Raw genomic sequence first — 13,535 nt, 5'->3', positions numbered from 1 at the left:
GACTAGTCTCCTAACTCTCCTAGATCTCCAGTGCGGGCAGCCCGAACCCAATCTTCGGCTTGGGCCAGGCGGGCGGGGTCCATCATCGTCGACGGAACAACCCCAGAATCCGAGTCGCGGTAGCGCGGCCACGACCCAAGGAACGTCACCCGGGTGGCACGGAGCCAGAGGGAGCGCAGCGCTTCTGCGAGTGGGATGTCGTCGATGTGGCCGACCAAGTCGACGTAGAAGTTGTAGGTGTTGGCTTCCTCCCGAGTCGGGCGGGATTCAATGCGTGTGAGATCCACACCGCGGTAGGCGAACTCGTGCAGGGCGCCTACCAAAGTGCCGGCTTCGTTAGGGAGCTGGAAGACGACAGAGGTGCGGTCATCCCCAGTGCGCGGGGTGGGCACCCCGGTGGGTCCTGCCAGCACAAAGCGGGTGCGGGCGATGGCCAGGTCCGCGATGCCGGTGGCGTGGACCTCCAGCCCAAACAGGTCGGCGGAACGCAGCGGCGCGGCGGCGACATCGGCTTTCCCTTCCGCCACCGCTTGGGCGGCAGCGGCGTTGGAGGTCGCTGCGAGGTATTCCACCGCCGGCAAATTCGCCGCAAGCCAATGGCGGACTTGGCGTTGGGCGACGGGGTGGGTGGAGAACCGCTGGGCGTCGGCAAGCGAAAAACCTGGCTGTGTCATGATGGCGAAGCTGATAGGCAGCTCCACCTCCCCGTACACCTGCACGCCGGGCGCTTCGAGGAATGCGTCAGATGTGCTGGTCACGGCGCCATCGACGGAATTCTCAATCGCGACGACAGCCCAATCCGCGCGGCCTTCGCGCACAGCATTGAGGGCCTCAGAGGGGGAATCGACGGGCAGCGGCGTGATCTCGCCGAGCCCATCCACGAGCCGCCACAGCGCCTCCTCCGTGAACGTGCCCGCGGGCCCTAGATACGCGACGGTTGCAGTCATAGCTACCCAGCCTACAGTTGCACGCATGAAGCGACTTGTTGCCGAGGTGGCCATTGTTCTGTGCGTCACGTTCGGTATGGCGGGGGTCAAGGCCCTTTTAAGGCTTATCGACGCCGCCCGGTCCCCACTCAACCAACACAAGGTTGTGCTTAACGACGCCGTCTCGGCCCTCCCCTGGCTCGACATCTCCCTCCAGCTCGCCTCCGCGGTGACGTTGCTGGCGTGGGGCGCGTTGGCGCTCTACCTACTGGAACGGCCTGTGGAGCGGCCTACGTGGCGGGATCTCGCATGGAGTGCGGGGCTGGCGGCGCTCATCGGTATTCCGGGTTTGGCCCTGTACGTGGGGGCGTACCACCTGGGGTTCTCGACGGAGGTGGTGCCGGCGACGGATGCCTCGCGCGTGCCACTTTTGCTCTTGTGGTCTGCGGTGAATGCCTTCAGTGAGGAAATCGTGGTGGTGCTGTGGCTAGTCACTCGGCTGAGACAGTTGAATGTGCCGGTGTGGGGCGCTGTGGCTGGATCGGCGATACTGCGGGGTTCTTACCACCTCTACCAGGGCTTTTCGGCCGGCTTGGGGAACTTTGTGATGGGCGTCGTGTTCGCGTGGTTCTTCACCCGCACTGGGAAGGTGTGGCCACTCATTCTGGCGCACTTCCTCATCGACGTGGTGGCTTACGTGGGGTACCTGTACCTCGACTTGTCATGGCTCGGGTTGTAACGCACCAGGGATTTGTGGATTGGACCGTTTAGAATGTCCCCCATGTCCAACCCGCATTCCAACGACCCCCGGGATCACCCGGGGGAATTTCTGCTGGGCAAAGATGGGGAACCCGTCCTGGATAGGTACGGTCGCCCCATCCGCCGACGCTCCTCCCAGCGCTCGGCGCAACCGCCGCGAGCGGATAGGCCGGAAAGGCGCCTCCCACCCAGGCCCCGCCAGCATATGCCTGGTGAGGGTGCCTACCAGCCGAGGCGGACTCCACTGCCTCCGCGGCAGGCCGCGAGGCCAGTTCAGCGACCCGGTGCGCGACCAGGTGGGCGGCCGGGTGGGCGGCCAGCGCCGAGGCCCGTGGGACGGCCCGCACCGCGGCCGATGCCTAAGCCACGGCGGCGGCGCAACCCGCTCAACCTCCTGGGCTGGGTGCTCTCAATCGTGCTGGTGGGCGCAGTTGTTGTCACGTTGGTGGCGGATGCGCGGCTGACGCGGGTGGATGCGTTGCCGGATGCGCGGATTGCTAATACAGCGGGGACGAACTGGTTGATCGTGGGTTCGGATTCCCGCCAGGGCTTGTCAGAAGAAGACGTGGCGCGGCTAGGGACGGGTGGCGATATTGGTACAGGACGCACCGACGCCATCATGCTGTTCCACATCCCACCGACGGGGAAGGCAACGTTGCTGTCGATCCCACGAGACTCCTATGTGGAAGTCCCTGGTTACGGCTATGACAAGATCAATGCGGCCTTTGCCTTTGGGGGGCCGAAACTGCTCAGTCAGACGGTGGAGAATGCCACGGGTTTGCGGGTGGACCGTTATGCGGAAGTGGGCATGGGCGGTTTGGCCGGCCTAACAGATGTGGTGGGTGGTGTTGAGCTGTGCCCACCAGAACCAATCCAGGATCCGCTGGCCAACCTGGATATTCAGGCGGGCTGCCAAGTGATGGATGGGCCGACAGCGCTGGGGTATGTGCGTACCCGTGCCACGGCGATGGGTGATCTTGACCGGGTGGCTCGTCAGCGGGAATTCCTCGGCGCGTTGATGCACACGGTTGTGTCACCGAAGGTGCTGTTCAACCCGTTCCGGGTGGTGCCATTGGCGTTGAAGGGGAGCAACCTGTTCACCGTGGGCAAGAATGATCACGTGTGGCACCTGGCGCGGCTCGCCCTGGCTATGCGCGGTGGGATTAATACGGAAACGGTGCCCATTTCCCACTTCGCTGACACCGAGGTCGGCAACGTCGCCGTGTGGGATGACGCCGCCGCCGGGCAGCTGTTTGGGGGAATGCGGTAGTTACCTGGGGTCGTCGATAGGCGTGGCTCCGGGCACATGATCATTGACGCCGGGAAGCTTATGACGGCCCGTGATGTAAAACATCGCGACGGTGATGATGCTGAACGCGACACCGACGAAAAACGCAACACGGAAGTCCGGCAACCACAGCATGATGCCGAAGGTGAACAGGATGAACGCCACCGCGAAGTACTGGCCGTACGGGAAGAACGGCGTCTTGTACGGTAGGGCGGCGACGTCCTCCGGGGTCATGTGACGGCGTGAGGCCAGGTGCGCCAGGAGGATCATCAACCACACGAAGATGGTGGCAAAGGTGGCCAAGGATGCCACGATCTCAAAGATACGGTCCGGAATGAGAGTGTTGGCCACAACACCGATGACCATGACGGCAATGAGGATCACCGTGGTCATCACCGGGACATCGCGCACCGTCTTAGCCATGATCTTCGGGGCGAAGTGCTGCTTGGCCAGGCCGGTGAGCACGCGACCAGCGCCGAAGAGGTCCGCGTTGATGGCGGACAGAGCGGCGGTGATGACCACGAAGTTAAGCAGGCCAGCAGCCCAATTCACACCCAGGGCAGAGAAGATCTGCACGAAGGGAGACTGGTCGCCGGTGATGGAACGCCACGGGTTGATCATCAGGATGATCAGGATGGACAGCACGTAGAAAAGCAGGATGCGCACCGGCACCGTGTTGATCGAGCGCGGGATTGCCTCCTTCGGGTCCTTGGCCTCCGTACCGGCAACACCGATGATCTCAGTACCACCGAAAGCGAAGAGGACGAGGATGAAGGACGCGATCATGCCCTCAATACCGTTGGGAAAGAAACCGCCATCATTGACCAGGTTGGCGGGACCGGTGGTTTCAGCACTAGACAGGCCGAACGCCAAAACGGCAGCACCGGCAATGATCATGGCAACAACCGCGCCGACCTTGATCACCGTGAACCAAAACTCCAACTCACCAAAGGCTTTAGCACTGGCTATGTTGGCGGCACCGACAATGAGGAGCGCGGCGACAATCCACACCCACCGGGACACGTCGGGGAACCAAAAGCCCATGTAGATACCAATAGCGGTGAGGTCCGCCAGGGCCACAATGACCATCTCAAAAGCGAACATCCAGCCGGTGAGGTAGCCGGCGGCACCGCCCATGTGCGCACGGGTGTACTCCGCAAAAGAACCGGTGACAGGATGGCGCACCGCCATCTCACCGAGGGCGCGCAGCATGAAGTACACCACCGCGCCACCAAGCAGATACACCAGCAGCACGGAGGGACCAGCAGCCTGGATGGCGCCTGCCGAACCGTAGAAAAGACCGGTGCCGATGGCGGAGCCCAAGGCGATGAAGTTGAGGTGGCGCGTGTTCAGCCCTTTCGGGCGGTGCTTCAGCGCCTGCGCGGAAGCAGCAGAAGCAGCAGAATCGGGGGAAAATGCAGTGGACATGAGCGGTTTCTAAATGGTGACCTGGCGGGATTTGATGTTTTCCAGCTGTTTGCGCTCATCCGCGTTCAGCTGGGCGTCTTTGCTGTATTCCTTTTCGATGGCAGCGTTGAGCGTGCTCAGCGCATCGGCGTAGGAGGCGGGTTCCACCGTCGGGTCCAGGTCGAAGACGGGGACGACGAGGCCATGGGTGCGGAAGGTGCCGGCGAACTTGGTGCCTTCACCGAGGTTGAGCTCACCGCGAGCAGCGATGCGGGCTAGGGCGTTGAGGAGCAGGCGCTCATCATCTTCCTGGCGGACCCACCGAATGTGGGCCTTGCCACCACCCGGGTTTACCCACCAGATCGCGCCCGGCAGTTCCGAGGCAACCTGCACCGACGGAATGATCGCATCGTTGGCGCGGGCCAGTGCCTGCTGGATCTGAGGGTTCACGGCGGCTGAGTCAGTGAACCACCAGTTGAAGTCGTCGTGGGTGGTGACGGTGAGGGTCTGGGCAGCGTCGAAAAGCGTGGAGAGCTCTGGCTGCGAACCATCCGCAACGGTGGAGCCGAGCGTGTCACCTGGCTGCGCGTTCACAACCCAGTTGAGGGCGTACGCGAGGTCGCGGCCCGGATTGATGGAGTGGGACTGGACCTGGAGCGCCACCATGCGCTCCCCGCCGTCCTCCTCTGGGCGAACCAACGCGGCACCGGCGCCAGGCAGCACCGTAGCCAACGTGACCGGGGTGCCGTTGACCTCAATCTTTGCGGTGGCGGACGGCACGAACTCCTGCAAAGCAACAAGGTCCGCCTCAGCGGCAAGACCGGAGTACGGGCGCGGATCCTTCTGCAACGCTGCGCGTTCAGCTGCGCGTGCCGCCAACTTTGCTTGACGGCGGCTCATGCCCTCAGGCAGATCTTCCTTCTTACGGTTCTTTTTGGCCATGCCCACTAGCTTAGTGCGCTAGTTTAATGAGCTGGAGCTACCCTGCAGACACTGGCGTAATGGGGTGCTCGCGGAACACGTCCACTGCCAAGTGGGGCAGGTCCGTGGCAAAGGCATCCACGCCTTTTTCGCGGCACCACAACATGTCCTTGGGCAGGTTGACGGTCCACGTGTATGTTTTCAACCCGCGGTAGCCCAACAGTTCCTGCTTGGATCGGAGGTGCGCCAACGCCGGGCCCACGCCGTAAGGGCGGGAGAACATGGTGTTGTTCTTGTTCCACTTCATCTCCCGCAGGCGGAACAGGTAGAACGTTTCCAAATCAGGCACAACCTGCTTGAAGTACCGCATCGCGGTGTGGGAGAAGGAAATGAGGTGGACGCGCGGGTCCTCCTTCATACCGCGGTACCACAGGGTGCGCACAGTCTGTTCGTCCACTTCAGGGCCGTAGCGGGTGGGGTGTTTCGTTTCAATATAGATGTGCTTGTCCGGGTAGTCCTCGAGGAGGTCCAGCAATTCGTCCAGAAGCAGAATCTGCTGCGGGTCTTCCTTGGTGCCAAAGTTGAATGCGCGGATGTGCTCAAAATCCATCTTGGCAATGCGCCCCGCCCCGTCGGAGGTCCGGTTGATAAAGGGGTCGTGGTGGACCACCAGGCGGCCATCGCGCGTGAGCCGCACGTCGCATTCAATGCCGTGCACCCCATCAAGTTTCAATGCTTCCTCAAAGGAACGCAGTGTGGATTCTGGGTACAACCCGGACATTCCACGGTGGGCGATGATGTGCGGGTCCGGCTTCAACATCATGTCTGCCAGGGTAGGCCCGACTCCCGGATAAGGCGACCGCACACCGGGTAAATCACCGAACTATCACGCGTTGTTCACCTTCTGCTCACCGCATGTCTTCTTCATTTGCCACAATGGACCATATGTTCACATCTCCGCGGAATGCCCTTAAACGGTTGCGCCCTCACCGCAAGCGTGCCGTGCGCGCACCGTTGTATGCCATGGAACTGTTCGCGGACTTGACTCCGATGGTGCGGATGTCCGGTTTGCGGCGTTTACCGGAGAACTTCACGGCGGGCATTTTGGGCGCGGAAGTTGCTGCGTGGGGCGCTATTTCGCCGTCGCTTTTGCCGCACCCGTGGTGGGTGACCACGGCGAACGTGGCTATTTGCCAGGCAGCTGGTCACACGGTGGGCGTGGGTGCCGCCAATCTGGTGACCAGTATCAGCGATGCGGCTGGGTTATCCGGGCTGCGCCGTTTCCGCGAGAAGAGCGCGTCGTTTGTTCAGCTAGCCATGGGCACCGTCACGGTGGGCACGTATCTCGCAGCTGCTTTACGACGTTCTGAGCACGAACGCCTCGTCGAAGACCCCCACCAGCGGGGCCCTTTGCAAACCTTGGCGGGCATCGCCCTTGGTTCACTGGGTTATGGCGCTTTGCTGCTAGTCGGTGAAGGTATCCAGATGTCCACGGAGCGCTTCAACCGCCAGCTGCGCCGCTGGATGCCACCAGTGGTGTCCTGGCCGTTGGCCGTGGCAGGCATGAGTGCGCTGGGGGCCGTGCTGACAGACAAGGTGGTCATCCGCCAGATCCTCAACACTGCGTACCGCAAGGCGGATGCCCTTGACCGTGAGTTCCTGCCCGGCGCGGCTAAGCCCCGGGAGAAGGAACGGTCCGGCTCCCCCGCTTCCCTGGAGAAGTGGAAGTACCTAGGCCGACAAGGGCGCGCCGTGGTGGCGGGCGGGCCACGCTCACACGATATTGCCACCGTGCTTGATGTTCCGTCCTCCCAGGTTAAACAGCCGATCCGTGTGTTCATTGGGTTGCGGGACCGCACGCCCGAGCACCAAGCCGAGATGGCTCTGCGGGAGATGGACCGCACCAATGCGTGGTCCCGCAAGCGTATCGCCGTGATGAGTGCCGCCGGCACCGGCTGGATCAGTGACTTCCACACGTCCAGCTTCGAGTTCCTCAGCCAGGGCGACTGCGCCATCGTGGCCATGCAGTACTCTTTCATGCCCTCGGCCTACTCCTATGCCTCAGACCGTGAAGTACCTGTCCGCAGTGCACAAACTCTGCTCAAAGCCGTCCAAGAACGCTTGGCTGCCATGCCGGAAGACAAACGCCCGCTCCTTTATATTGGTGGGGAATCCCTCGGCGCTTACGGCGTGACCGATTCGTTCTCCACCCCAGATGAGCTCATCACCAGCACCGACGGCGGAGTTTTCACCGGCGCGCCCGGATTCGCCCGCAATATTGCCGAGCTCACACGCCGGCGCGACCTAGGCAGCCCCCAGCGTCTCCCCGTTGTAGACGGCGGACGCCACGTCCGCTTCACCGCACATCCGGACCACCTGCACCACACCTTCGATGGCTCCGCCTACGAGCAGGAGTGGGAATTCCCCCGCACCGTTTTTGCCCAACACGCCTCCGACCCTGTCGTGTGGTGGGACTGGCGCCTCTTTGTCAGCCAACCTGATTGGCTGCATGAGCCTGGTTCCCGTGGTATCAAGGCTCCTGCCGCCCAGCATGTTGACGTACTGCAATCCATGCGGTGGATGCCTTTCATCACCGGCTGGCAAGTGGGCGTGGACCAGTTGATCTCCCTCAACCCACCCGGCGGCCACGGCCACCAGTACCACCGTGAAACAGTGGCCTATTGGAATGCCGTGCTGGACACCTGTTTTTCCGAAGACGTGATCGACCGGATCCATGACTGGATCAGGCACGACTCCACCCGCCTGCGTGCCACCGCCGCTGGCGCAGCCAAGGAGTCCGCGAAAGAAACCTTCGGCGCGGATTAGATCCCGCAGGCCACCCCGGTGGAGTGATGCGGGCAGTACCCATTGGGAACTTTATGTAGGTACTGCTGGTGCTCTTCTTCCGCTAGGTAGTAATCCACACCGCTGGCCACCTCCGTGGTGATGGCCCCATACCCAGCATCTTTCAGCGCTTTGCCGTACTCCGCGACCCACCCGCGGATGAGTTCCGCCTCCTTGTCCGCATCAGGTCCGGTGGTATAAAACGCGGACCGGTACTGCGTCCCCACATCATTGCCTTGGCGGAAGCCCTGGGTTGGGTCATGTGCCTCCAGCGCTATCTTGGCCAGTTCTTTCAGACTGACCTGCTCCGGGTCGTACACAACCTCCACTAGTTCAACATGGTTTGTGGCTCCGGAGCACACCTCCCGGTACGTCGGGTTCGGGGTGACACCACCGCCATAGCCCACGGATGTGGACTCCACCCCCGGGGTCTGCCAGTAGATTTTCTCCGCACCCCAGAAGCACCCAATGCCCACTAGCAGACGTTTTTGCCCTTCACGCCACGGGCCAGTAATCGGTGTGCCCAACACTGCGTGCGGGCGGGGGCTAGCCAGCACCGGTTCCGTCCGGCCGGGCAGAGCCTCATCAGGGTCCACGAGCTGCGGGGTGCGTCCAAAGAAGAAAACCATGGAGTCCATTGTCCTTGATCTTGGCTCGATGTCGAGGGCTCTTCGCCCCGGGGTTCTAGCTCGTGGCCGGGCACGCCAACCCGATCTTGGGTTTTTGCCTATCATGGGCCGAGTAAGAGCAAACCCAGAGGAAAGGTTTACCAATGGCTGTTTACGAACTTCCTGAACTTCCGTACGTTTACGACGCTTTGGAGCCGCACATCTCTGCCGAGATTATGGAGCTGCACCACAGCAAGCACCACGCCACCTACGTGGCTGGCGCCAACGCTGCACTGGAGGCGCTGGAGGCAGAGCGTAACGGTGACGCCAACCCGGACAAGCTGCGTGCACTGTCCAAGAACCTCGCGTTCAACCTGGGCGGCCACACCAACCACTCCGTGTTCTGGAAGAACATGTCCCCGAACGGTGGCGGCACACCGGAAGGTGAGCTCGCCGAGGCTATTAACCGTGACTTCGGCTCCTTCGAGGCCTTCCAGAAGCACTTCGAGGGTGTCGCTCTGTCCCTCCAGGGTTCTGGTTGGGCAGTGCTTGGCTACGACAAGATCGCTGGCCGCCTAGTCATCCAGCAACTGACCGATCAGCAGGGCAACATCTCCGTTGACTTCACTCCGGTTCTCATGCTGGACATGTGGGAGCACGCTTACTACCTGCAGTACAAGAATGTGAAGGCTGATTATGCCAAGGCATTCTGGAACGTTGTCAACTGGGATGATGTTGCAGAGCGTTTTGCTAAGGCTTCTGCTTAAGCTTCTATAGCTTTTTCGACGGCCCTCCGTCGCCCCCTTGTAGCGATATGAAAAGGGACCGCCACTACCCAGAATGTGGCGGTCCCTTCACGTTTTCCCGGCGCTGGAGGAATCCGGGAAAACGCAACCTGATTTTCGCAACGAGATTCGGTTCACCCGATCTCGATAGCAAGTATAGGTAAGGCTGCCCTAAGAACACAAGACCTTTTGAGAAATATTTTGTGAGGTGTCTATGCGGGAGGGGATCCGGAAAGGTACCCCGGAGTACCGTCGCGCTTCATTTGCCCTGCTTTTCGCAGGTCTCGCCATTTTTAATGCCCTGTACGCAACCCAGGCACTACTGCCGGTGTTCACCTCCGAACTGGGAATGACGGAGGGGCAAGCCGCGTGGACTGTCTCCGCGGCAACGGGCGGCCTGGCTCTGTGTGTCATCCCGGCATCGATCCTCTCCGAGCGTTTTGGGCGTGGCAGGGTTCTCATCGTCTCCGCGTTGCTAGCCACCACGGTTGGTCTGGCGCTCCCCTTGGCGCAGTCAGCTAACCAGCTCATCATCATGCGCTTCATCCAGGGTTGTCTCATCGCGGGCACCCCGGCGGTGGCCATGACGTGGATCGCGGAGGAGATTGATTCTCGCGATGCTGCTCGCGCGATGGGGCTCTACGTCGCTGGCAATTCCATCGGCGGTCTGCTGGGGCGCCTCATCCCCTCCTTCGCCATGGAAGTCACTACGTGGCGGTGGGCAATGTTCGCGGGTGCTGCAACGGCCCTGACCTTCACGCTCATCATGTGGGCTTTACTCCCGGTGCAGCAGCGTTTCACGCCGAAAAGACTCAACCCCCGCAATGAAGTCACTGCGATGCTGCGCCACCTGACCAACCGCCACCTCGTGGGGCTCTATGCCACCGCGTTCTTGGGCATGGGCATGTTTGTCTCCGTGTACAACATGTTTGGGTTCCGCGCGGTAGAGCACTTTGGCTTGCCGACGGCCCTCGCCGGCCTCGTCTACCTCATGTACCTCTCCGGTACGTGGTCCTCCGCCAGGGCCGGCAATTATGTGCAGCGGGTCGGGCGCGGGCGAGTTTTGGTGATTGCCTCTGCCCTTATGTTCCTCGGTGCAACCACCCTGATGAGCGGCAATCTGTGGTTGACGCTGGTCGGCTTGTTGTTATTCACCGCGAGTTTCTTCGCCCTACACTCGGTGGCTTCTGGCTGGGTGGGGCAGGTAGCCACGCGGGACCGCGCGGAAGCGTCGAGTGCGTACGTGTTCTTCTACTACGTCGGCTCCTCCGCCTTGGGCGCTGCCACGGGCCTGTTATTCCAGCACACCGGCTGGCGCGGCTTCATCGCAGCGATTGCCGGTGTGTCGGCAGTGCTGGCAGCTATCGCCGTGTGGCTGGCTGTCACCGTGAAGCGCTCACCCCACATCCGCTCAGCCCAGTGAGTGAAGCCGCGGAATCCCCGGCGCGCCGGCGCTGAGGAAGTGGCGTACGGCGGCGGTAGCGCGACAGTCATCCTCGTTATACCGAAGGAGGGTATCGCGGGCGCTGATACTGCCAAAGCGAGCTTCGCGGCGTAACGCCACGGACCGCTCTCCATCCATATCCGCATCCTCCCATTCAAAGCCGGCGACGGGTGCCACGACTTTCAGCCCTAGGCCTTCCGTGCCCACGAGGTGGCGGCGGACGGAAACGAAGACGTCAACCCATTCGTCGGAGGCAATGAAGGCGCGGACCGCGGCCTCATCGATGGAGGCGAAACGGCGCGCAGACGCCATGAGCCAGTGGTTTTCCCCGCCCGCCGCGTAGCAGTAGGCGCGGAAGGTTTTACCCTCCGCGTGGGCGGTAGTGCGGGTGGCTTGCAGCCACGACCAGAAGGCGAAGAAGTTGGTCTCCTCGGCTGCGCTGTCAGCGCCGACGTCCTCCCACGTGGCAAAAGCACGGTATGTAGTCCCATCAAAAGCACCCCACAGATAGGCGCCCTGGTCAAGATAGGCCTCCACGTCCACGTCGATTTCTACGTCCCCGCGCAACTCCGCCGGTGGCGTAAAATCCGTGCGCGCCAACACCGGGATCCCCTCACGCCAGGCGCGCGCAATCCGGCTAGTCTCACCCAGACCAGCACCGATAGCCTTTTCGACGGTCCCAATCCCCTCCTCCCGCAACACCCCCGCCTTCTGTCCCGGGAACACCAGCGAAATGTCATCCATCGCCTTCAGCTCGGGTTCACACAACGCCCAGTAGCGGCAGCTCGCGCACTGTTTGAGGCGCGACGGCTGCGTCGGGGTTGGCTGCGCCAGCGCAGTTCGCATCGGCTCCACGTAATTTAACGGATCAACCAGGTAGGCGCGTTCACGGTCTTGGCCGATGGCGGCGGCGGTGCCGGCCGAGTGTACGTCGAGAAGCACATGCGCGAGTGCCACGCGATAACCATCGACCGTGTGGTGGCGTAGTTTCGCATGAGTCTCGATCGGGGTGCCCAAGCCGAGGCGACGCGTAGGCACGAAACTCGCCGTGTGCGTGGAGGCAGGGCGCGCAACGCGATGATTCGACACAACCACCGGCATATACGTGCCATCATCCTGACGCACGAGGATATCCACCTCGGCGAGCACCGGCACACCATCAATCCTGCCGGTCAGCGCCCCATCCACGATCAACGTCGTGCGATCCTTGATGGCGGCGCGCGTGGCGGCCTCGCGCTCGTCGATAGGCAAGGCTGGGTCGAGATGAACCGCCGAGAACGATTTTCTGCGCCCATCCCCCACCGCCCGACGCCTCGGCAGAAGCCCGAACACCGCCGCACGCCCGGCATCCACCTGGGGCTGGCGCTCCAATGCTTCCGGAAGCGGCGGGACAGCAGGATGGCTCAAACGCTGCCGCAGACGATACCTACACCCCACGAGGTCGCTCGCCCGCACAAGCGTTGTCTCATCACGATCCATTCTTTCCACCGCCACCAAGCCTAACGGCACAACATGGGTAAAGTTGAACCGAAGAATCAAAAGCAAACACACCTGGAGCAGGAGGCACACCCATGGGACTATTTGAATCCATCCGCAAAGCCCGCGCCAAAACCAAAGCAGAAATCAAGGCAGCTGAAGCAAAAGCCCGCCAGCTAGCCAAAGAAGAAGCCAAAGCCGATAAGCACACCGCCAAGCTGCTGGACCGTGCAGAAAAGCGCCTAATTAAAGAAGAAAAGAAAGGCCTAAAACGCAAGCAAAAGCACGAAGCGCAGCTGGCAAAGACCGAACTTAAAAAAATCGAGGAATCCGGCCTGACCAAGAAAAAAGCCAAACAGCTCGTGGGCGCTTCCCGCATCCTCATCCCCGTGCTGATCCCGCTGGTCTACCGTGGCCTGACCGCATGGCAGGAGAACCAGACCAATCAGCGTTCCCGCGCAGCAGGTCTGCCCACGACACCATCCGGAAACTTCTCCAACCAAGGCACAGAACTCAAGGGACGCGTCCAGGCCATCCGCCAGAAGGTGCGCAATGAAGATGTACTGAGCGAAAAATTCCGTAGCGACGTCTTGGCACGCCTAGATGGATTGACAGCCGCCGTGCAGAACTCCGAGCGTATGAATGACCCGCAGCGTCGCGTCGCCCAAGACACCATTGACCGGGATATCAACAAGCTAACGGCGGAAATTCAGTCCAAACTCGCCGGTAGGTAAAACTGACTACAACGACTGGTAGCAGCATTTTTGGCTCAGAATTACCCCGCTCGCAAGGAAGTCACCCAGTGCTTGAGCGATTAGGATCAAACTCCGCTTGCTCAATCCCAAGTAAATAGCGTGCATGTCTGCGTAAATAATAAAGACTATTTCCTGGATTTATCCGTCGCGAGCCTTATCCGCTTCAGCAAAGCACTCAGCCCGCCCATTGTTGTGTCTTATGGCTGCGATGTTGTCGCTGCTGCTGCCTGAGTGCCCGCGCTCCGGGCACCGCGTCCCGGTCACCGCACCGCAATGACCTCGTTGCAGTCATCGCGTTGCAGCCACCTTGCCCCGGTCAGTC

The 13,535-nt window shown here is 61.6% G+C and carries 12 protein-coding genes; 6 read left to right on the top strand and 6 right to left on the bottom strand.

From position 1 onward, the window contains the following. Positions 1–2: 2 nt before the first annotated feature. A complete protein-coding gene (pheA, locus tag HMPREF2129_RS07785) occupies positions 3–947 on the bottom strand; it encodes a prephenate dehydratase (protein WP_034665102.1) in 945 nt (314 codons plus the stop codon). A 25-nt stretch (positions 948–972) separates the two neighbouring features. On the opposite strand from pheA, the gene HMPREF2129_RS07780 reads away from it, so the two are divergent. Together HMPREF2129_RS07780 and HMPREF2129_RS07775 are read left to right on the top strand one after the other, a co-directional pair. Beyond that, the gene (locus HMPREF2129_RS07780; RefSeq protein ID WP_034665100.1) at positions 973–1,665 is read left to right on the top strand and encodes a CPBP family intramembrane glutamic endopeptidase; all 693 of its coding nucleotides are present in this window, start codon (positions 973–975) and stop codon (positions 1,663–1,665) included. Between the two features lie 42 nt (positions 1,666–1,707). Further along, positions 1,708–2,955: an LCP family protein gene (locus tag HMPREF2129_RS07775; RefSeq protein WP_084576686.1), complete on the top strand. Its 1,248-nt coding sequence runs from the start codon at positions 1,708–1,710 to the stop codon at positions 2,953–2,955. Here HMPREF2129_RS07775 and HMPREF2129_RS07770 read toward each other — a convergent pair whose 3' ends face one another. The 3 genes from HMPREF2129_RS07770 to HMPREF2129_RS07760 are packed head-to-tail and all read right to left on the bottom strand — an operon-like array spanning position 2,956 to position 6,124. After that, complete coding sequence (locus HMPREF2129_RS07770; RefSeq protein WP_052093010.1) at positions 2,956–4,401, bottom strand: amino acid permease; 1,446 nt, start codon at positions 4,399–4,401, stop codon at positions 2,956–2,958. It abuts the gene before it with no gap. Positions 4,402–4,410: 9 nt separating this feature from the next. Further along, positions 4,411–5,322: a DUF5926 family protein gene (locus tag HMPREF2129_RS07765; protein ID WP_034665159.1), complete on the bottom strand. Its 912-nt coding sequence runs from the start codon at positions 5,320–5,322 to the stop codon at positions 4,411–4,413. Between the two features lie 37 nt (positions 5,323–5,359). Beyond that, positions 5,360–6,124 carry a glycerophosphodiester phosphodiesterase family protein gene (locus HMPREF2129_RS07760; RefSeq protein ID WP_052093008.1) on the bottom strand — a complete coding sequence of 255 codons (765 nt, stop codon included), beginning with the start codon at positions 6,122–6,124 and terminating at the stop codon, positions 5,360–5,362. A 122-nt stretch (positions 6,125–6,246) separates the two neighbouring features. Between HMPREF2129_RS07760 and HMPREF2129_RS07755 the strand changes: the two genes are divergently transcribed. Continuing rightward, on the top strand, positions 6,247–8,127 hold the full coding sequence (locus HMPREF2129_RS07755; RefSeq protein ID WP_232218124.1) for an alpha/beta-hydrolase family protein: 1,881 nt from the start codon (positions 6,247–6,249) through the stop codon (positions 8,125–8,127). Here HMPREF2129_RS07755 and msrA read toward each other — a convergent pair. Then, positions 8,124–8,774: a peptide-methionine (S)-S-oxide reductase MsrA gene (msrA, locus tag HMPREF2129_RS07750; RefSeq protein WP_034665152.1), complete on the bottom strand. Its 651-nt coding sequence runs from the start codon at positions 8,772–8,774 to the stop codon at positions 8,124–8,126. The two genes, HMPREF2129_RS07755 and msrA, sit on opposite strands and share 4 nt — an antisense overlap. Positions 8,775–8,917: 143 nt before the next feature. Here msrA and HMPREF2129_RS07745 point away from each other — a divergent pair, with 143 nt between their 5' ends. Then, complete coding sequence (locus HMPREF2129_RS07745; RefSeq protein ID WP_034665098.1) at positions 8,918–9,520, top strand: superoxide dismutase; 603 nt, start codon at positions 8,918–8,920, stop codon at positions 9,518–9,520. Positions 9,521–9,752: 232 nt separating this feature from the next. Continuing rightward, complete coding sequence (locus HMPREF2129_RS07740; RefSeq protein WP_034665095.1) at positions 9,753–10,961, top strand: MFS transporter; 1,209 nt, start codon at positions 9,753–9,755, stop codon at positions 10,959–10,961. Here the strand turns inward: HMPREF2129_RS07740 and HMPREF2129_RS07735 are convergent. Next, on the bottom strand, positions 10,950–12,461 hold the full coding sequence (locus HMPREF2129_RS07735; protein WP_052093006.1) for a TM0106 family RecB-like putative nuclease: 1,512 nt from the start codon (positions 12,459–12,461) through the stop codon (positions 10,950–10,952). The two genes, HMPREF2129_RS07740 and HMPREF2129_RS07735, sit on opposite strands and share 12 nt — an antisense overlap. A 92-nt stretch (positions 12,462–12,553) precedes the next feature. Between HMPREF2129_RS07735 and HMPREF2129_RS07730 the strand changes: the two genes are divergently transcribed. Next, positions 12,554–13,192 (top strand): DUF6474 family protein, encoded by a 639-nt coding sequence (locus HMPREF2129_RS07730; RefSeq protein ID WP_034665093.1) that lies wholly within the window; start codon positions 12,554–12,556, stop codon positions 13,190–13,192. The last annotated feature ends 343 nt before the right edge of the window (positions 13,193–13,535 follow it).

It is taken from the genome of Corynebacterium tuscaniense DNF00037 (assembly GCF_000759055.1).
GTDB classification, from domain to species: domain Bacteria; phylum Actinomycetota; class Actinomycetes; order Mycobacteriales; family Mycobacteriaceae; genus Corynebacterium; species Corynebacterium tuscaniense.
The sequence above is the reverse complement of the archived record's forward strand: the minus strand, read 5'-3'. Positions and strand labels throughout refer to the sequence as shown.